Below are 18,243 nucleotides of genomic sequence, written 5' to 3' on the forward strand. Positions count from 1 at the left end.
TGCGCATGTGATCCATTAGCAGCCTTTTTAATGGGCGCTAAACGGATAGCGCCCCCTTGAGTTCCGTTACTGGCCGCTTATGCGGCGATTGCTTCGTAGGGAAAATCGTCTCATGACTTGTTCGTCAAGTTTCTTCCGGATTAATTCCCTTCGTGTGTCCAGCGTGCTTCTGTCAAGTCTCAAGTACGCTTTGCGTTGGATCACTCGGGCAGTGCGGTTTTCCCAGTTCCAGAACAAAAAACTGCTTCTTTTTACATTTACGCTCAGTTCGAGCTTAAACAGAGCGATATGCAGGTTGCCTTGTGAGTCGTACCGGGCCGGGACGATTTGAAATGACTCGCCCTGGAGCGTTTCCGTATCGAACGATAACAGGGCAGGACTGTTGGCCTTGAAGGTGTCCAATGTATCGATCATCGCATTCGCTTGCCGTGAATCACGCATGGCGTCGGCGCTTCGTACCAGGAACTCTGCCACGGAACCGGATAAAGAGTGTTGTGTGCTTTCGAAGATAGACCCGTCATAAAGCCCCCAGCCGAGAAAATTCAGTGTGTTGACATATTCGCCAAACCAATCGCGGGGGTTGGCGTGACGGAGATAGCCGAGGTCGGCCGATAGGGTGGCTATATTGGTGCAGTCTGCAATGTCGTCGTGGTCTTGTAGGGAAAGTGCCCCGATATATGAGAACAGATTCGGGCCCGTTACGAGTCCGGTTAATGGTTTGTCGGCCATGACAAAAATTTCCTTCATTAGAGAGGGTGGGTTAGTTGAAGGGCTACTATCGCAGAGTGTTTATAAAGGTAGGAATGATAGTTGTCGTCTAAATATGTTTTTGGCGGTGGTAGGGGTGGTGCGACATATATCGTATTTGCTTTTTGATTGTGAGTTTGGTTGTGCGTGGTTTAGATTGTTTTTTGTCCGCAGGAGCGGTCAGTCATTAAAAAAGGAAAGTAGTATGGAAAAGTTTGATAGTGTCGTTAGCGTTGCGCAAAGTTTGGAGTTGGTGAGTGCTCGCATCAATAGGCGGAAGGCGTTGGTTGATACCGGGCGGCGTACGCGCAGGTCCGTTATGCAGACAGTGCAGGATAATCCCAACAAGGAAATGGATGCCTTGATGCTCGGGGATGCACTTTTGGGTTATGGCAATAATATGTCGCTCAATAACATGGCGATCATGGAGAACCTGATCACCATGTCAATCATGGAGGCCAACTATGAGGTGCCTGGCGGCAAGAATACTCATGGCTGGTATGAGGCTTTCATTCGATGCTTGCAGGATCTTGGCTGCTTTGTGGCCGATGACGGCTACTCGCGCTATTCCGAAAATTCGCTACAGGTGGATATGGACAATGTCATCAGCGACATCGTCAAAGGAGTTATCGATGGCGTGAAAGCCAGCCTACCGGCGGCAACGGTACTTGGTGCGGTGGTCAGTACGACAATTGATGGTTTGAAGCAGGACAAGGAGACCATTGACCTATTCAATACCCAAGTCAAGTCCGCCGATGGTGCGCGCCTGTCTGTCCTTCCTTGTGAGCAGTTACCCAACGGTATTCTCATCGCATCCTCCAGTTCGATAAAACAGACCGGCTCCTCAAGTAACGGTGGCGTTCTTTTCGTGAACTGGCGTGCGTCGGCACGGGATATCTTCCGGGGCAAATCGTTCGTGACCTTCAACCCGGAACGTTACGAGGCACTCAGGAACGATATTGAAGGGTATTTGGGCAAGCATCGCAGGGAAGTTCTTAGTAAACGCTTCAGCCGCCGCAAGAGCAGCTAATTCCTTTCTCGGCCAAGGTCACGGCACCAGATAGCCTCTCACCCCGGTAAAAATGATCTGGGCCGCCAGCGCACAGACAAACAACCCCATCAGCCGGCTGACAATCTGCAAGCCCTGGTCGCCGAGGATTCGCTCGATGCGGCTGGACAGGTAGAGCACCACGCCGACGGTGAAGCTGGCCAGGGCGATGCTGATGATCGCCATGAGCTTGTCGTCCCAGTGCGGCTGGCTTACGCCCATCACCAGCAGGGCGCCGATGGTGCCGGGGCCGACGGTCAACGGAATGGTCAGCGGGACGATGGTCACGTCCTGCTGAACATTATCGGTTTGTACCGCCGACTTGCCCTGGGCCATGCCCAAGGCCGAAATGAACAAGACGCTGCCGGCGCCGATACGGAACGCATCCACCGTGATGCCGAACACGCTGAAGATCACCCTGCCAAACAAATACAGCAACACGCTGGAAACCAGCGTTGCGGTCGCGACTTTCCAGGCCAGGCGACGCTGTTCCTTGCGGGAATAGCCGCGTGTCAGGCTGATAAAACACGACAGCACGAAAAAGGGGCTGTAGAGCACCAACATTTTCAGGTAAACGCTGAACAGCACATGGAGCATGGTCAAGGCTCGTGACAGAGGAAGACGACGGGAGTCTATCAGGCGATTTGGCGCCTGTCGGCTCAGGACGTATGCGCTGTATTGTTTTGCTGATCGCGCTGGGCCACCCAGTGTTCGATCAGCTCACGCAACTGCGACAGTTCCACCGGCTTGGCCATGTGCCCGTCCATGCCCGCCTGGCGAGCGCGCTCCTTGTGTTCGGCGAGGATATGCGCGGTGAGCGCCACCACTGGCGTGCGGGTGCGCTGGTTTCCGACTTCCCAGGCGCGTAGCTGTTGGGTGGCGGAGAACCCATCGAGAATGGGCATCTCACAGTCCATCAGGACCAGGTCGTAGCGTTGCTCTTTCATCGCCTTGAGCGCTTCTTCGCCGTTGCTGGCGGTGTCGGGTTGCAGATTGAGCTTGCCGAGCATGCCGCGAATGACCTTGGTGGAGATGGTGTTGTCTTCTGCCACCAGGATGCGGAAATCGCTGGGGACCTTCACTGGGAGTGGCAGGCCGGCGTTGACCGGGACATTCGGCGCCTGGCCTTTATTACGCTGGTTCAGTTCGTCCGCCAGGGTGGTCTTGAGCGTGTAACCTGCCACGGGTTTGGCGAGGATGCGCTTGACACCGCTGTTGCGCGCCACGATCTTGCTCGGCGCGTTGCTGATGCCGGTCAGCATGATCAGCAGGATATCGTGGTTGAGGCTTGGGTCTTCCTTGATCTTGGCGGCCAGTTGCATGCCGGTCATGCCAGGCATGTTCTGGTCCAGCAGCACCACGTCGAAGTAGTCGCGCAGGTGCGCCTTGGTGCGCAGCAGCGCGAGGGCTTCCTTGCCCGACGGTACGGCGCTGACGTTCAGGCCCCAAGCGCTGCATTGCTGCACGAGCACCTTGCGGCAGGTGTCGTTGTCATCGACCACCAAGACCCGCGCGCCTTGTAGCGGGCCATCGAGGTCGGCGGTCGGATGTTCCAGGCGGTCTGGGTCCAGCGGCAAGGTCAGCCACAAGGTGCTGCCTTGGCTGCTGCCACTCTTGATGCCGAATTCGCCATTCATCAGCATGATCAACTGGCGAGCGATGACCAGCCCCAGGTTGCCGCCCAGGCGCGTGGCCGATAGGACGTTCTTGCTGTGCAGCTCGGCATGCATCAGCGTTTCGCGTTCTTCGGCATCCATGGGCGAGCCGCTGTCCTGTACCGCGATTCGCAGGCGCGGTTGACTGCTGCGCTCGTCGAGGGCGACAACGATCAGGACCTCGCCTTCATCGGTTTTCTTCAAGGCATTTTCCAGCAGGCTCAACAGCGCCTGACGCAGCCGCGTCGGATCGCCGCTGATGACCCGAGGCACTTGGGGCTGGATGAAGCTGATCAGCTCGACATTCTGCTGTTCGGCCTTGGCGCGGAAGATGCTCAGGCAGTCCTCGATCAGTGCATTGAGATCGAACTGCACGTCATCCAGCTCGATTTGCCCGGATTCGAGACGGGAAATGTCGAGAATCTCGTTGATCAGGGTAAGCAGTTCATTGCCGGCGCTGTGGATCGTCTGCACGTAGTCGCGCTGTTTGACGGAGAGCGGCGTGCCCAGCAACAGCTCGGTCATGCCCAGCACGCCATTCATCGGTGTGCGGATCTCGTGGCTGATCTTGGCCAGGAACTCGGCCTTGGCGTTGATCTCGGCATTGCTCGCCGCCAGGTCGCGGCTCAGGCTGAAACGGTTTTCATTGATCGATCGCTGGCGTTCGCCCAACGCGACGCTCATCAGCAGGCCGCTGACGCAGATAATGACCAGCAAGGTGACGATCAGCCCTTGGGGCGCGACTTCGGTCAGCCCTTGCAGGGCTGGAAGAATGATCAGCGTACCCAGGTTGAACACCACCATGGCGGCGACGAAAAGCCGCGCCGGGCGGTAGCCCTTCTGCCAGTGCCAGGCGCTGACGAACAGCATGCTCAGGCCGGCCAGGGCCACCAGCGCATAAGTCATGATATTGAGGGGCAGCGTGTTGACGAATAACAGCAACAGGCTGCAGAGCATAATGAAGACAATTTCGCCCAGCAGCAGCCGGTCCAATGGATGCGGTCCCAGTGGGGCGAAATAACGATAGGCGAACATCAAGCCGCAGGGCGCGGTCAGCAACAAGGCCAGATAGGCACCCGGCGTCTGGATCGCCGGCCAGTCAGGCAGCCAGGCCCCAGCGAGGTTCAGCAGCAGTACCAGGCTGAGCATCAGCAGCCCTTCGCAGGCGGCCAGCCACAGGCAACTGCGCGACCGGGTATAAGCGTAGCGGGTGAGGTTGTGCAGGATCAGCATGGCGATACAGCCGAACAACAGCCCATAGACCAGCGTCTGGTTCTGGTTGGCCGCCGCCAGGACCGCCGGCTGCAACGTGACATAGGGGCGCAGTTCGTAGCGCGATGCCAGTCTCAGGTAGACGTCCAGCGATTTATCGCTGCGCGGCAAGGGCAGCATGAAATCGCTGCTGGGCACCGTAGGTTCGGTATGCGGCATGGCGTTGCCGGTGACTTGTTGGCTGACCAGAGTGTCGCCATCCAGCACATAAAGATTCAGGCGCGACAGATCGGGCGCGAAGACCCGCAGGATCTGTTCATGCCTGTCGGGGGAAAGCCGGAAGCGCAGCCACAGGGCTCCCCCCGGCTCGGCTGCCTTGAGGTGATCCAGGTCAATGGGGCTGAACTGGTTGGTATAGCGGGCAGAGCGGATGTCGCTCAGCTTCAGGTCGCCCTGTTCGTCGAGCAATACCGCCCAGCCGCTGCCGGGCGCAGCCTGTGCCGGGAACACGCAGAGCAGCGTCAGCAGGGTAACGGTCAAGCTTATGGCAATCCTGAGCCAGCGCACGGCGAAATCCCTTCGTAGGTTGATGCCAGATGATAACTATGCGCGGCGCCCGAGCAGACAGGCAAGAGCTCTGGACCCTTGCCTGTCTGAATGACCGGATTATTCCAGGTTTTCGCCACGCTCGCGTGCAATGGCACGGTAGCCAATGTCCTTGCGGTAGAAACAGCCTTCCCAATCAATCTGCGCGGCAAGCTTGTAGGCTTGCTGCTGAGCGGCGTCGACGCTGGCACCCATGGCAGTGGCGCATAACACTCGACCACCAGCCGTCACGACCTGGCCGTCCTTCAATGCCGTACCTGCGTGGAAAACCTTACCTTCCAACTGGGCGGCGGCTTCCAGGCCCTTGATGGCGCTGCCCTTGGCGTAGTCGCCCGGGTAACCACCGGCCGCCAGCACGATGCCAACGCTCGGACGTGGATCCCATTGGGCTTCAACCTTGTCCAGCGCTTGGGCCAGAGCGGCCTCGACCAGCAGCACCAGGCTCGATTGCAGGCGCAGCATGACCGGCTGGGTCTCAGGATCGCCGAAACGGCAGTTGAATTCGATGACTTTTGGGTTACCAGCCTTGTCGATCATCAGGCCAGCATAGAGGAAACCGGTGTAGACGTTGCCTTCCTCGGCCATGCCACGCACGGTTGGCCAGATGACCTGGTCCATCACGCGCTGGTGAACGTCGGCGGTGACCACTGGCGCGGGGGAGTAGGCACCCATGCCGCCGGTGTTCGGGCCGCTGTCGCCATCGCCGACGCGCTTGTGGTCCTGGCTGGTGGCCATGGGCAGGACGTTCTTGCCATCGACCATGACGATGAAGCTGGCTTCCTCGCCGTCGAGGAATTCTTCGATTACCACACGGGAACCGGCGTCACCGAAGGCGTTGCCAGCGAGCATGTCGCGTACGGCTTCTTCGGCCTCGCTCAGGGTCATGGCCACGATCACGCCTTTACCAGCGGCCAGGCCATCGGCCTTGATCACGATCGGTGCGCCTTTTTCGCGCAGGTAAGCCAATGCCGGTTCGATTTCGGTGAAGTTCTGGTAGTCGGCAGTTGGGATCTTGTGGCGCGCCAGGAAATCCTTGGTGAACGCTTTCGAACCTTCCAGCTGCGCGGCGCCGGCAGTCGGGCCGAAGCAGTCCAGGCCACGGGAGCGGAACAGATCGACTACACCGGCAACCAGTGGTACTTCCGGACCGACGATGGTCAGCGAGACATTTTTCTCGGCGAAATCGGCCAGTTGCTCCAGGGCCAGCACGTCGATGGCGACGTTCTCGCACTTGGCTTCGATGGCGGTGCCGGCATTGCCCGGAGCGACAAAGACCTTCTGCACGCGCGGATCCTGAGCCACTTTCCAGGCCAGGGCGTGTTCACGGCCACCGCTGCCAATGATCAAAACATTCATTTCAAAAAACCTCGATGACGCTGATTCGGTTTGGAGCCTAAGGCGTTTTTACGCCGTAGGAGGCTGCAATGAAGTCGGTAGATGCAAGGCGGAGTCGACCTTGATGAGCGGAGTTGCCTTATGGCAATGAGCATCATCGAGGTCGGCTCCAACGCAGCAGATGCCGACTTCAGTGCGGCCGTTCTCTTGTTAGTGACGGAAGTGGCGCATGCCGGTGAACACCATTGCAATCCCTGCCTCGTCGGCGGCAGCAATCACTTCTGCATCACGCATCGAACCACCCGGCTGGATCACCGCGGTGATGCCGACCTTGGCCGCATTGTCGATGCCATCACGGAACGGGAAGAACGCATCGGAGGCCATGACCGCGCCCTGGACCTGCAAACCAGCGTGTTCAGCCTTGATGGCGGCGATGCGAGCCGAGTTCACGCGGCTCATCTGACCGGCGCCGACGCCGATGGTCTGGCGGTTCTTGGCGTAGACGATGGCGTTGGATTTGACGTACTTGGCGACTTTCCAGGCGAAGATCAGGTCGTTGATTTCCTGCTCGCTCGGGGCGCGCTGGGTCACGACCTTCAGGTCTTCACTGCCGATCATGCCGATATCGCGGCTCTGGACCAGCAGGCCGCCGTTGACGCGCTTGTAGTCCCAGGCTGGCGCCCGGTCGGCCGACCATTGGCCGCAGGCCAGCAGGCGCACGTTGGCCTTGGCGGCAACAATAGCGCGGGCTTCTTCGCTGACGGAGGGGGCAATGATCACCTCGACGAACTGGCGCTCGACGATGGCCTTGGCGGTCTCGGCGTCCAGTTCACGGTTGAAGGCGATGATGCCGCCAAAGGCCGACTCGGTGTCGGTGGCGTAGGCCAGCTCGTAGGCCTGGCGGATGCCGCCCTCGGCGTCCGGGCTCACCGCCACGCCGCACGGGTTGGCGTGCTTGACGATTACGCAGGCTGGCTTGACGAAGCTCTTCACGCATTCCAGCGCGGCGTCGGTATCGGCTACGTTGTTGAAGGAAAGTTCCTTGCCTTGCAACTGGGTGGCGGTGGCGATGCCGACTTCGGCAGGCTTGGCTTCCACGTAGAACGCCGCGCTCTGGTGCGGGTTCTCGCCGTAGCGCATTTCCTGGGCCTTGACGAATTGGGTGTTGAAGGTGCGCGGGAATTCGCTGCGGCCTTCGGTGCCCAGGGTTTCGGCCGCCTGGTTCACGGTGCCCATGTAGTTGGCGATCATGCCGTCGTAGGCCGCGGTGTGTTCGAAGGCCTTGAGCATCAGGTCGAAACGCTGGGCGTAGGTCAGGCCACCGGCCTTGAGATTTTCCAGCACGCTGGCGTAGTCGCTGGCGTTGACCACGATCGCCACGTCTTTATGGTTCTTGGCCGCCGAGCGGACCATGGTCGGGCCGCCGATGTCGATGTTCTCGATGGCGGTCGGCAGGTCGCAGCCGGGCTTGTTGATGGTGGCTTCGAACGGGTAGAGGTTGACCGCTACCAGGTCGATCGGCTTGATGCCATGTTCGTTCATGATGGTGTCGTCGATGCCGCGACGGCCCAGTATCCCGCCGTGGATTTTCGGGTGCAGGGTCTTGACGCGACCGTCCATCATTTCCGCGAAACCGGTGTAGTCAGCGACTTCCACCGCGGCGACGCCGTTGTCCTGCAGCAACTTGAAGGTCCCGCCGGTGGAGAGGATCTCGACGCCCAACTGTTGCAGCTCGCGGGCGAATTCAAGGATCCCGGTCTTGTCGGAGACGCTGATCAAGGCGCGGCGGATCGGCAGGCGGGTGGTCTGGTCGGTCATTTCAGGTTCCATCAAAAGCAAGGGAAGTCAGCAAAAAAGGCGACCGTTTTTTACGCGGGCGCCTTTCTGGTTTGATTGAATGCTTAAAGTAGATCGTACTGCTTGAGTTTCTTGCGCAGGGTTCCGCGATTCAAGCCCAGCAGCTCGCTGGCCTTGGTCTGGTTGCCCTTGACGTAGTTCATCACGCTTTCGAGCAGAGGCGCCTCGACTTCGGAGAGCACCAGGTTGTACACATCCGTGACGGCAGCGCCCTCAAGGTGGGCGAAATAATTGTGCAGCGCCTTCTCGACGCTCCCGCGAAGGGTCTGGCCTTCTTCGCTGGGCGTATTGAGGTGCTGTTTCAAATTCACGTTGTCGCTCACGGGTGCTGTTCCACTCACTAAAGTCTCGGTCATCATCGTCATGCGGCCACCCCTTCGTCCCCTGTCAGGCTCTTGTAACGTTCGGCGAAAAACGCCTGAACGTCGGCGCATTGTGCTTGCGTACCATCCAAACGATTGAAACGGGCGCGAAACTCCCTGGCGCCCGGCAGGGTTGCGAGATACCAGCCCACATGCTTGCGAGCGATGCGTACGCCCATGACTTCTCCGTAGAAGGCATGCAGCGCGGCCAGATGCTCTAGCAGAATACGTTCCACCTCGGACAACTGCGGCGCAGCGAGCTTTTCTCCCGTGCGCAGGTAATGTTCGATTTCACGAAAAATCCATGGCCGCCCCTGGGCGGCCCGGCCGATCAACAGGCCGTCGGCACCGGTCGCGTCCAGCACGTACCGGGCCTTCTCGGGCGAGTCGACATCGCCATTGGCGAAGACCGGAATGGACACCGCCTGCTTGATCGCGGCTATGGTGTCGTACTCGGCTTCGCCGGTGTACAGGTCGGCACGGGTGCGGCCATGGACCGCAAGCGCCGTGATACCTGCCTGTTCGGCGATCTTCGCCACCGTCAGGCCGTTCTTGTTCTCCCGGTCCCATCCGGTGCGGATCTTCAGGGTCACCGGCACATCGACCGCGGCGACAACCGCCTGCAGGATCTCGGTGACCAGCGCTTCGTCTTTCAACAGTGCCGAGCCTGCGGCCTTGTTGCAGACCTTCTTCGCCGGGCAGCCCATGTTGATGTCGATAATCTGCGCCCCCAGCTCTACGTTGGCTCGGGCCGCTTCCGCCAACATCTGTGCATCACCACCGGCGATCTGTACCGAGCGCGGCTCGGGATCACCTTCGTGGATCATGCGCAGGCGCGATTTGCGGGTGTTCCACAAACTCATGTCGCTGGTGACCATTTCCGAAACCACGAGTCCTGCGCCCAATCGTTTGCACAACTGACGGAAGGGCTGGTCGGTGACGCCCGCCATAGGGGCCAGGACCAGACCGTTCTGCAATGTATATGGGCCGATGCGTACCGCCGACATAGGAGTTCCCTGAAGTGGGGCCGGATCATGAGACTTCGAAAAAGGGTTGGCATGATACCCGCTCTCGATGACTGGATAAAGGTCGAATTGGATAAAATCTGAACAGCTATTCCGTTATCGCCAGCGGTTTGGTTTGGGTCGGGCGAGTCAGAATGCCGTCGTCAATCGATCGACCCTGCAGCCTTCATTCGGGCGAATGGAAGCTCAGGCTGTAGTTCACCGCCTTCGGTCCCGGATCGAGGATGTCCAGGGCGATATGGATCGGCGTCTGCGGCGGCATTTCCCCCCGGCCTTCGAGATCGCCGCCCAAATACTCACCCGGCTTGAAACGGCGACTGGCGATCAGGTGGCCGTTGAGGTCGGCAAAGCGCAGCTCCAGCAGTGGGAAGGGCTGGGAGAAGGGCGCGCGGTTGTAGATGATCGCATCCACCACCAGGGCTGCGCTGAACTCTGGATGGCTGCGCACCACCAGGTTGCTGCTCTTGATCTTGGCGATGTCGACCTTGGAGGGGACGTCGCAGCCGATGGCCGGGCAGATTTGCAGGAACCACGGGCGGTACTGGTCCTGGCGAGCCAATTCCTCGAAGTGATAGGCGATGTACTGACCGCCCAGGGCGGCGGCGGCGAGCAGCACCAGCAAACCCCAAAGCAAGCGCCGGCCCCAGGGCGAGCGGCGTTTGCGCCAATCCAGTTGCAGCGGGTCGTCGTCCAGGTCCTGGAGGGCTTCGGCGCGTATGCCGGGCTCCTGGCGATCACGTTTCTTGCGCGGTGTCGCCAGCGGCTCCGGCTCGTCGTCCAGGTCGTCCGTGGCGGACAGTCGCTCCAGGTGCTCGTCGGTCTCCTCGTCCGGCGCCAGGCTCAGCGGGGCGACGGGCTCATCGTCCGGTTCCAGCGGCTCGAGGGCCAGGGACAAGGATGGCTCGGTTCGCGGCGGGCGGGCCGGTTCATGGGGCTCGAACGGTTCGAGAGGGGGCTGGATGGCGGTCTCGGCGCGCTCGGCGGTGGATTCGCTGTACAGGCTGTCAGCCCAGGGCTCCTGGTCGCTCGAAGGATGCTCGCGCAGTGCGCTCAGGTTGTCTTCGCGGCGCCGTCCGAAGGTGTCGGGTGCGCGTTTGTCGCGCCGTTCCAGACGAGCCAGTTCCTTGTCCAGGTCATCGAGATCCAGTTCGGCGGCAGTCCATTGTTTCTGGCTGATCGCCCGTGGCGCTTCGACCACGGGTTTTGCCGGGGAAGCTGGAGCAGTAGCGACGTCCTTGGTGGCGCGTTGCTCCAGCAATTGCTTCGCGGCATTGAACACTTGCAGGCACGAGCCGCAACGAACCACCCCGCGTGCGACGCTCAATTGAGCATGGCTGACGCGAAAACTGGTGTGGCAATGCGGGCACTGAGTGACGAAGCTGTCGGTCATGCGGCAATCCGGTCGATACAGGCGGTCATTCTAGCGCCGACGTCCAGTGATGCGCACCCAGCCATCGCGATTGGCGATCGGGTCCAGGTTGAAATCCGCGGCATAAGCGGCAGCGACTTCTTCACCCTGTTCGGCGAGGATGCCCGACAATGCCAGGCGTCCGCCCGGTTTGACCAGGCTCGACAATTGCGGCGCCAGGGACACCAGCGGGCCGGCAAGAATGTTCGCCACCAGCACGTCGGCCTGTACCTTCGGCAGATCCTCGGGCAAGTACAGCGGGAACAGCGCTTCGTCGATGTTGTTGCGCCCGGCGTTGTCGCGGGAGGCTTCCAGGGCCTGGACATCGATGTCGGTGCCGACCGCTTCCTTGGCACCCAGCAGCAGGGCGGCGATGGCCAGGATCCCCGAGCCGCAGCCGAAGTCAAGCACATTGCAGCCGTCCAGGTCCTGGCCGTCGAGCCATTCCAGGCACAGCGCGGTGGTGGGATGAGTGCCAGTACCGAAGGCCAGGCCCGGGTCCAGCAGCAGGTTCACCGCGTCCGGTTCCGGCGCTGCATGCCAGCTCGGCACGATCCACAGGCGCTGGCCGAAACGCATGGGTTGGAAGTTGTCCATCCAACTGCGTTCCCAATCCTGGTCTTCAATCACTTCGCTGTGATGTTCGGGCAACGGGCCGCCGGTCAGCAGCTCCAAATGGGCGAGCACGCTGGCCGCCTCGGTGCCGCCTTCGAACAGCGCCAGCAGGTGGGTGTGGGACCACAGCGGGGTGGTGTTGAGCTCAGGCTCGAAGATCGGCTGGTCTTCGGCGTCCATGAAAGTCACCGATACGGCACCTACTTCAAGAAAGGCGTCTTCGTAGGTTTCGGCTTGTTCCGGGCTGATGGCCAGGCGTACTTGCAGCCAAGGCATGGCGGGCACCTTTGAAAAATCGATAGGGGGCAGCAGGAGGCTGCAAAGGCGCGCAGTGTACGCCAGGTCGCTCCCAAAGTGGATAAGCGAGGCCTGGACTGGCCCGGTTGGTGTTTCGATATATATATGTATGACATTGGCCTGCCGCAGGGCGGATAAGGTGCGCATCCACACAACAGGGAAGGATGTGCATGGACGACATGGCCGAGTGGCAACAAGACAGGGATGGCGCGACGTCGTTATCTGACCGGAAAGAGGCATCTGCCCAGGCGATTCTGGAAAAGCTGACGGGCTGGCAGACTGTTATCGAGGCAAAGATGCAGGCCCAGAATACTTTTCTGGAGGAGCTGGAAGTTTATCTGCTGGTCGGGCTGCGTACCCATTATCGTCATGGCAACATCGATTCAGACTTCATTGGCACGCTGCTCGACGCGGTGTTGCAACGCAAGATCGACCCGTCGCCCGCGGTTTATGACGAGCATCAGGATGCGCCTTATCGCTGGGAAGGGGGGGCTGACCTGGGGTTCTCGGCTGAACGTCGGGATATCCTCGAGCAGGTCCTCGAAGGGACCGCTTCGACCATCCTCAACCATTACGAGGACTATCTTCGGCGCCATTGGAAAATGGCCGGACACGATGCTGCGCTCGAAAGCATCGTCCAGGAAAAACTCAACGAGCATGTGGCGGCAATCGACGCCATCCTTCAACCGCAAAGGTTGGTTGGGTTGGATGTCGAGCAACTGCGCGCAAGGATAGAGGAGCTGCAACAATCCTGGCGCCACATGGGGAAAGCGAATGCGCTGGCGACCCCTCGGGAGCGACGGGCATTGGAAGCGATAATGCGTGCGCAATTGCCTGATTGGCTACGGGGGTTGGGTGCAGCCGACCGTAAACGGTTGGAGGCGTTGAGCGAACATGCTGGGCAAACCCAGGCAATGGTCGATGAATTGCTCGACGGCTTGGGCTCCCTGGAAGCGTTCGCTCGGCGCCAGGCCCAAGGCTACATCAGGCGCGAGCTGGACATGGAAGTCGAACCTGACAGGGTTCGCGTGCAGCTGCAGTGGCGAGCGGTCATTGGCCAGCCTGTGCGAACCTATAACCTGAGTGAACTGGTGGCGGCGGGGCCGGTCAGGCCCGATGCGGTGACGGTGCGCCTGGTGGAGAATGGCGGCATGCTGCGCAACGAGCCCCTTGCCTCGGCATTCGTGGGGCAGATGTTGTCGAGCCTGGACGCACCTGCCGGTTACTTTTCTGCATTGTCGAGTCGGTACAACCGCGCGGACCTCAAGGACGCCCTGCTCGATTGGTTCATGGCGCGATTGCGACACAGCGCATTTGTCGCGCGGTGCGCGGGCCTAGTCACGGTGTCCAGCCACGACGAGCTCTACACCTTGCTGAACAGCTCATTTGCTGGACAAGGCGTGGGTGGATTGCAGGTTACCAATGTCGAACTGCCCAATTCGTTCCGATGCGCCGATCTGCTGCTGTTCTACCACGATGATGCACAGGGACAAGTCAGCGCCCCCCTGCTGTATGCCCCTGGTAAGCCCGATGGGCAGGAGTGGATCGCCCTGCCTTCGCTTCGGGCCGTGAGCGCCGAGATCGGTAGCTGGATTGCGAGCGAAACGGGTCGTGAATACCTGTTGCAGCAGATCTCCCCGGTTGAACGTGACAGCGCTCGGGGATATTTTGTCGGCGTGAGGCAAAAGCCGACCACGTGGGATTTGAGCAGGGACCCCAGAGGGACGCAAAAAGGGCTCAGGCATTGTCTTGAGCAGGCTGTCCTGACAGGGCTGAACCACAATCTGCAGCAGGTGGAATGGCACGACTCGCCTCGCTGGTACTCGGCCTTGCCACTTGAATCGCGGCGAAGCATCAGTGGCTTGAAGCAAGAGTCCCTGGTCCATCAGCAGGTCTTCGATGAGCAGTTGGCGGGTTATGAACTTTTTGTCGACTTTGCCAAGCGTACCGTCACGCAAGCGATTGCTCCGTATATGCGCAGCAAGGGCGTACGAGAACCGGTGGATCCGGAAACGGTTCTTATCGACTACTTCCCGGGTCTGGGAAGTGACAGGAGGGTAACCAGCCTGCTGGAACTCGCGATTTATGGGTACGACGACAACGCTGGGATAGACAACCCGAAACAAGGTGTGCGCTCGTCCGTTGGACAGGATTTGGGCCAGGTCCGCAGCGCCGACCTGGCGCTTTATGTTCGTGGGGCCTACCTGGGCGAAAAATACGCCAAGGAAATCCGTGCCAGGTTTCTCGATGCCAATGACGCGCAATACCAGAAGCGTCGCGATGCCTGTCGCTACATGCTGCTGGCGAAGATGGATCGCGACCTACGTATCGCGTATGGCCGGTCAGTGTTGAGCACCGACGCGTTCAACTGGCTCACGCGGCAAGTCACGTTGCTGAGCGACAGGAGACCGGCTGGCGGCCCCATCTATCCAGCGACGGCGGTCACGCGTGAGGGTGTGTTCAAGTTTACGGTCAACGGACATGTCGTGTTGGGCGTCTACGTTTTCGCCTACTTCGAACCGAAGGGCTCCTACTGGCTGTACACGCCCGATGCCCCGGACGGCATCCGGTTTCGCAACTATCTGGCCTTTACCGGGCGCACCGCGGCGCAACTGCACGATTATGTCGTGGAGCGGGTGGCATTGATCGCGCGCGGTTCCGTCGAACAATCGTTGCGGGCATTGGGGGCAGGTACCACGCGCGTCGATACCCTGCGTGAATTCAGCCGGGTGGTCGATATCGACGCTGAGTTCGATGCCTGTATCGAGCGGGCTATCGCCGACGTGGAAGATGTCACCACCCGTCGTGCAGAGGCCATCACGCAGCAGATTCAGAAAGGGCTGCTCTTTGCGGCTGCGCCGGTCTGCATGGTCTTCCCGCCGTTTGCCCTGCTGTTGGATATCGTATTTATCGGCCTCAGCTCCAAGCAGGCAATCGAGGCGCATAGGCAGGGCGATACCCAGGAGGCTCTCGAGCATTGGCTGGAGGTTTCCTGGGGCGCGCTGCTGGCGGTGCCAGGGGTGACCGGCATGGCTGCATTGCTGCGCCGTTCGGTGATGAGTCTCAAGCGTGCGGCCAAGCCGTTGTCGTTGTCGGCGCAACGCCTTAAAGGCGCTGCGGTATCCGCTGTGAACAAGGATACCGGGCCGCTGGTCCAGCCCATCCGTTTGAAGCCAAGGCAGGCGGTCGAGGCAACCCCTGAACATCTGCAATGGGTGAGCGAGGAGGGGATTTTCTACGGCACCTACCGCAGTCCGCCCAGCGCATCGCAGCCACGAAGTACCTATTACATACGCAGCCGGGGCCGGTACTTCCAGGTAAAGGAGGACGCTTACTTTGGCGGTCTATGCCTGGTGGATGCCAGTCGTCCCGGCGCGCTATACAACATGCCCATACGCAGGATGACGAATGGCAAGTGGACGCATAACAGCGTTGGCTTGAGAGGGGGTAATGATGGCGTGCGTAACCTGGGGCGAGTCGACGATCTACGGGAGGCGTTCCCGGGGCGCGTCGATCCTGACGTGACAAGAGGCGCGTTGCAGGGCGAGGCCGTAGTAGCACGCTTCAATGAGGCGACGGCTGACGGGTATCTGTTCTCGCTCAACGCCCAGACATGCGTGATCGCTTCGTTATATAACCCCGTTACCCGAGTGGGGGCGGTCATTCATTTCGATCACAATATTGGCAGGCTCATAGAGGAAGGTGTCGAGGCTCTGTTGCGGCGCCTTGGCGGATCCGCAAAGGATATCCGCGTCACGCTTGTAGGTGGGGACTGGTTGACGGGTCTGGACATTGGCGAGCCGGTCAGGACCGTGATGCGGCGCAAAGGCCTTGAGCCAACCTGGGACTTCTGGTCGTATTCTTCCTGCTTCGGTAATACCTATGGTGTATCGCTGAACCTCAAGAGCGGCATCACTTCGGTCTTCAAGATGTCGCAGACCCAAGTCGAGCGTTATTACGCCCCAGTGCTGTCTCGGGCCAAGTACAGTACCGATCCGGTATCGATACGTGCGCGTAGATTCATGACGCGCACGCGCAGCGAACCTTTGATGGCAAACGCCAACGGTGCCGTCCGCACCCGCCAGGGCAGGCCAGCGACAACGGCGCAACTTGCGATGAACAGGTTCTCGATGGTGAGCCTGAACTGAGTGGGTCTTCTAGCCCGACGATGGGCAAAAAAAGACCCCGGGCCAAACGGACCGGGGTCTTTTCACATCCCTTGGAGCATCAGTGCTGGTTGCCCAGCTTGTGTTCCAGGTAATGAATGTTGACGCCACCCTCACAGAAACCCTCGTCGCGGACGAGATCGCGGTGCAGCGGGATGTTGGTCTTGATCCCGTCCACCACGATTTCATCCAGCGCATTGCGCATGCGCGCCATGGCTTCTTCACGGGTCGCCCCGTAGGTGATCAGCTTGCCGATCAGCGAGTCGTAGTTCGGCGGAACCGCATAACCGCTGTACAGGTGCGAATCGACGCGAACGCCGTTGCCACCTGGCGCGTGGAAATGCTTGACCGTGCCTGGGCTCGGCATGAAGGTCTTCGGATCTTCAGCGTTGATCCGGCACTCCAGCGAGTGGCCGCGAATAACGACGTCATCTTGAGTGAACGACAGCTTGTTGCCGGCGGCGATGCTGAGCATCTCCTTGACGATGTCGATACCGGTGACCATCTCCGAAACCGGGTGCTCCACCTGAACACGGGTGTTCATTTCGATGAAGTAGAAACGACCGTTTTCGTACAGGAACTCGAAGGTGCCGGCGCCACGGTAGCCGATGTCGATGCAAGCCTTGACGCAGCGAGCCAGGACTTCCTGGCGAGCTTGCTCGTCGATGCCCGGTGCCGGTGCCTCTTCGAGGACCTTCTGGTGACGACGCTGCAGCGAGCAATCGCGGTCGCCCAGATGGATGGCCTGGCCCTGGCCGTCGGACAGAACTTGCACTTCGACGTGGCGTGGGTTGGTCAGGAATTTTTCCAGATAGACCATCGGGTTGCCGAACGCCGCGCCTGCTTCGGAGCGGGTCAGTTTTGCCGAGGAAATCAGGTCTTCTTCCTTGTGAACCACGCGCATGCCGCGACCACCGCCGCCGCCGGCGGCTTTGATGATCACCGGGTAGCCGACTTCGCGGCCGATGCGCAAAGCGGTTTCTTCGTCTTCAGGCAGCGGGCCGTCGGAACCCGGAACGGTGGGTACGCCTGCGGCGATCATGGCGTGCTTGGCGGAAACCTTGTCGCCCATCAGGCGGATGGTCTCGGCTTTCGGGCCGATGAAGGCAAAACCGGAGTTTTCGACCTGTTCGGCGAAGTCGGCGTTTTCCGCCAGGAAGCCGTAGCCAGGGTGAATGGCGGTGGCGCCGGTCACTTCGGCGGCGGCGATAATCGCCGGGATGTGCAGGTAAGAGTGCGCAGCCGACGCGGGACCGATGCAGACGGATTCGTCCGCCAGGCCCAGGTGCATCAGTTCTTTGTCGGCCTTGGAGTAAACGGCGACGGTCTTGATGCCCATCTCTTTGCAGGCACGCAGAATCCGCAGGGCGATCTCACCGCGGTTAGCGATCAGAACTTTTTCCAACTTCGCAGTCATCAAAGGCTCTCCGCGGTTCAAACGATGGTGAACAGCGGTTGGTCGTACTCAACCGGCTGGCCGTCTTCAACGAGGATGGCTTCGATCACACCGCTGGTTTCAGCTTCGATGTGGTTCATCATCTTCATGGCTTCGACGATGCACAGGGTGTCGCCTTTCTTCACGGTCTGGCCAACTTCAACGAAGGAAGGCGAGGTTGGGGAAGACTTGCGATAGAACGTGCCCACCATTGGCGAGCGGGCAACGGTGCCGTTCAGCGCTGGCGCGGCAGGTGCGGCTGGCGCTGCGGCGGCGGCCGGAGCTGCTGCGGGAGCAGGCGCAGCGGCTGGAGCCTGCATCGGTGCAGGTGCGTAGAACTGCTGGGCCGGGGTCTTGCTGTGACGGCTGATGCGTACGGACTCTTCGCCTTCCTTGATCTCGAGCTCGTCGATGCCGGACTCTTCCAGCAACTCGATCAGTTTCTTAACTTTACGGATATCCATGAATCATCAAC

At 60.1% G+C, this 18,243-nt stretch carries 13 protein-coding genes; 2 read left to right on the forward strand and 11 right to left on the reverse strand.

Annotation, left to right across the window (positions count from 1 at the left end; genetic code table 11):
* Window positions 1–66: 66 nt before the first annotated feature.
* Window positions 67–729, reverse strand: a complete 663-nt coding sequence (locus J3P76_RS03065) for a hypothetical protein (RefSeq protein WP_434649066.1) — start codon at window positions 727–729, stop codon at window positions 67–69.
* Window positions 730–952: 223 nt separating this feature from the next.
* Here J3P76_RS03065 and J3P76_RS03070 point away from each other — a divergent pair, with 223 nt between their 5' ends.
* Window positions 953–1,777, forward strand: coding sequence for a hypothetical protein (locus tag J3P76_RS03070; RefSeq protein ID WP_434607984.1), 825 nt, complete (start codon window positions 953–955; stop codon window positions 1,775–1,777).
* 18 nt (window positions 1,778–1,795) lie between these two features.
* On the opposite strand, the gene J3P76_RS03075 is transcribed toward J3P76_RS03070, so the two are convergent.
* The 8 genes from J3P76_RS03075 to prmA form a co-directional block, all read right to left on the reverse strand.
* Entirely contained in the window at window positions 1,796–2,392 is a 597-nt protein-coding gene (locus J3P76_RS03075; protein WP_230148745.1) for a MarC family protein, read from the reverse strand.
* Between the two features lie 62 nt (window positions 2,393–2,454).
* The gene (locus tag J3P76_RS03080) at window positions 2,455–5,229 is read right to left on the reverse strand and encodes a response regulator (RefSeq protein WP_434607982.1); all 2,775 of its coding nucleotides are present in this window, start codon (window positions 5,227–5,229) and stop codon (window positions 2,455–2,457) included.
* A 99-nt stretch (window positions 5,230–5,328) separates the two neighbouring features.
* Window positions 5,329–6,624, reverse strand: coding sequence for a phosphoribosylamine--glycine ligase (gene purD / locus J3P76_RS03085; RefSeq protein WP_434560865.1), 1,296 nt, complete (start codon window positions 6,622–6,624; stop codon window positions 5,329–5,331).
* Between the two features lie 189 nt (window positions 6,625–6,813).
* On the reverse strand, window positions 6,814–8,421 hold the full coding sequence (gene purH / locus J3P76_RS03090) for a bifunctional phosphoribosylaminoimidazolecarboxamide formyltransferase/IMP cyclohydrolase (RefSeq protein ID WP_434675815.1): 1,608 nt from the start codon (window positions 8,419–8,421) through the stop codon (window positions 6,814–6,816).
* 83 nt (window positions 8,422–8,504) lie between these two features.
* The gene (gene fis, locus J3P76_RS03095) at window positions 8,505–8,825 is read right to left on the reverse strand and encodes a DNA-binding transcriptional regulator Fis (RefSeq protein ID WP_007921650.1); all 321 of its coding nucleotides are present in this window, start codon (window positions 8,823–8,825) and stop codon (window positions 8,505–8,507) included.
* Window positions 8,822–9,829: a tRNA dihydrouridine synthase DusB gene (dusB, locus tag J3P76_RS03100; protein WP_434560863.1), complete on the reverse strand. Its 1,008-nt coding sequence runs from the start codon at window positions 9,827–9,829 to the stop codon at window positions 8,822–8,824. The genes fis and dusB overlap by 4 nt, the downstream gene beginning before the upstream one ends.
* Window positions 9,830–10,013: 184 nt before the next feature.
* Entirely contained in the window at window positions 10,014–11,237 is a 1,224-nt protein-coding gene (locus J3P76_RS03105) for a DUF3426 domain-containing protein (RefSeq protein WP_434607976.1), read from the reverse strand.
* Window positions 11,238–11,267: 30 nt separating this feature from the next.
* Window positions 11,268–12,146, reverse strand: a complete 879-nt coding sequence (gene prmA, locus J3P76_RS03110) for a 50S ribosomal protein L11 methyltransferase (protein WP_420766273.1) — start codon at window positions 12,144–12,146, stop codon at window positions 11,268–11,270.
* A gap of 191 nt (window positions 12,147–12,337) precedes the next feature.
* Here prmA and J3P76_RS03115 point away from each other — a divergent pair, with 191 nt between their 5' ends.
* The gene (locus J3P76_RS03115; protein ID WP_434701478.1) at window positions 12,338–16,315 is read left to right on the forward strand and encodes a dermonecrotic toxin domain-containing protein; all 3,978 of its coding nucleotides are present in this window, start codon (window positions 12,338–12,340) and stop codon (window positions 16,313–16,315) included.
* Between the two features lie 79 nt (window positions 16,316–16,394).
* Here the strand turns inward: J3P76_RS03115 and accC are convergent, their stop codons facing one another.
* Both accC and accB read right to left on the reverse strand, forming a co-directional pair.
* Window positions 16,395–17,750: an acetyl-CoA carboxylase biotin carboxylase subunit gene (accC, locus tag J3P76_RS03120; RefSeq protein WP_420766275.1), complete on the reverse strand. Its 1,356-nt coding sequence runs from the start codon at window positions 17,748–17,750 to the stop codon at window positions 16,395–16,397.
* A 17-nt stretch (window positions 17,751–17,767) separates the two neighbouring features.
* A complete protein-coding gene (accB, locus tag J3P76_RS03125; protein WP_434560857.1) occupies window positions 17,768–18,232 on the reverse strand; it encodes an acetyl-CoA carboxylase biotin carboxyl carrier protein in 465 nt (154 codons plus the stop codon).
* Window positions 18,233–18,243: the final 11 nt, after the last annotated feature.

The sequence above is a fragment of the Pseudomonas sp. D1-36 genome, from assembly GCF_051132205.1.
Lineage (GTDB): Bacteria > Pseudomonadota > Gammaproteobacteria > Pseudomonadales > Pseudomonadaceae > Aquipseudomonas.

What these genes read in the sequence shown, in the direction of transcription:
- J3P76_RS03065 (WP_434649066.1), bottom strand. Translation starts at nt 729, where the DNA reads ATGGCCGACAAACCATTAACCGGACTCGTAACGGGCCCGAATCTGTTC.
- J3P76_RS03070 (WP_434607984.1), top strand. Translation starts at nt 953, where the DNA reads ATGGAAAAGTTTGATAGTGTCGTTAGCGTTGCGCAAAGTTTGGAGTTG.
- J3P76_RS03075 (WP_230148745.1), bottom strand. Translation starts at nt 2,392, where the DNA reads ATGCTCCATGTGCTGTTCAGCGTTTACCTGAAAATGTTGGTGCTCTAC.
- purD (WP_434560865.1), bottom strand. Translation starts at nt 6,624, where the DNA reads ATGAATGTTTTGATCATTGGCAGCGGTGGCCGTGAACACGCCCTGGCC.
- purH (WP_434675815.1), bottom strand. Translation starts at nt 8,421, where the DNA reads ATGACCGACCAGACCACCCGCCTGCCGATCCGCCGCGCCTTGATCAGC.
- fis (WP_007921650.1), bottom strand. Translation starts at nt 8,825, where the DNA reads ATGACGATGATGACCGAGACTTTAGTGAGTGGAACAGCACCCGTGAGC.
- dusB (WP_434560863.1), bottom strand. Translation starts at nt 9,829, where the DNA reads ATGTCGGCGGTACGCATCGGCCCATATACATTGCAGAACGGTCTGGTC.
- J3P76_RS03105 (WP_434607976.1), bottom strand. Translation starts at nt 11,237, where the DNA reads ATGACCGACAGCTTCGTCACTCAGTGCCCGCATTGCCACACCAGTTTT.
- prmA (WP_420766273.1), bottom strand. Translation starts at nt 12,146, where the DNA reads ATGCCTTGGCTGCAAGTACGCCTGGCCATCAGCCCGGAACAAGCCGAA.
- J3P76_RS03115 (WP_434701478.1), top strand. Translation starts at nt 12,338, where the DNA reads ATGGACGACATGGCCGAGTGGCAACAAGACAGGGATGGCGCGACGTCG.
- accC (WP_420766275.1), bottom strand. Translation starts at nt 17,750, where the DNA reads ATGACTGCGAAGTTGGAAAAAGTTCTGATCGCTAACCGCGGTGAGATC.
- accB (WP_434560857.1), bottom strand. Translation starts at nt 18,232, where the DNA reads ATGGATATCCGTAAAGTTAAGAAACTGATCGAGTTGCTGGAAGAGTCC.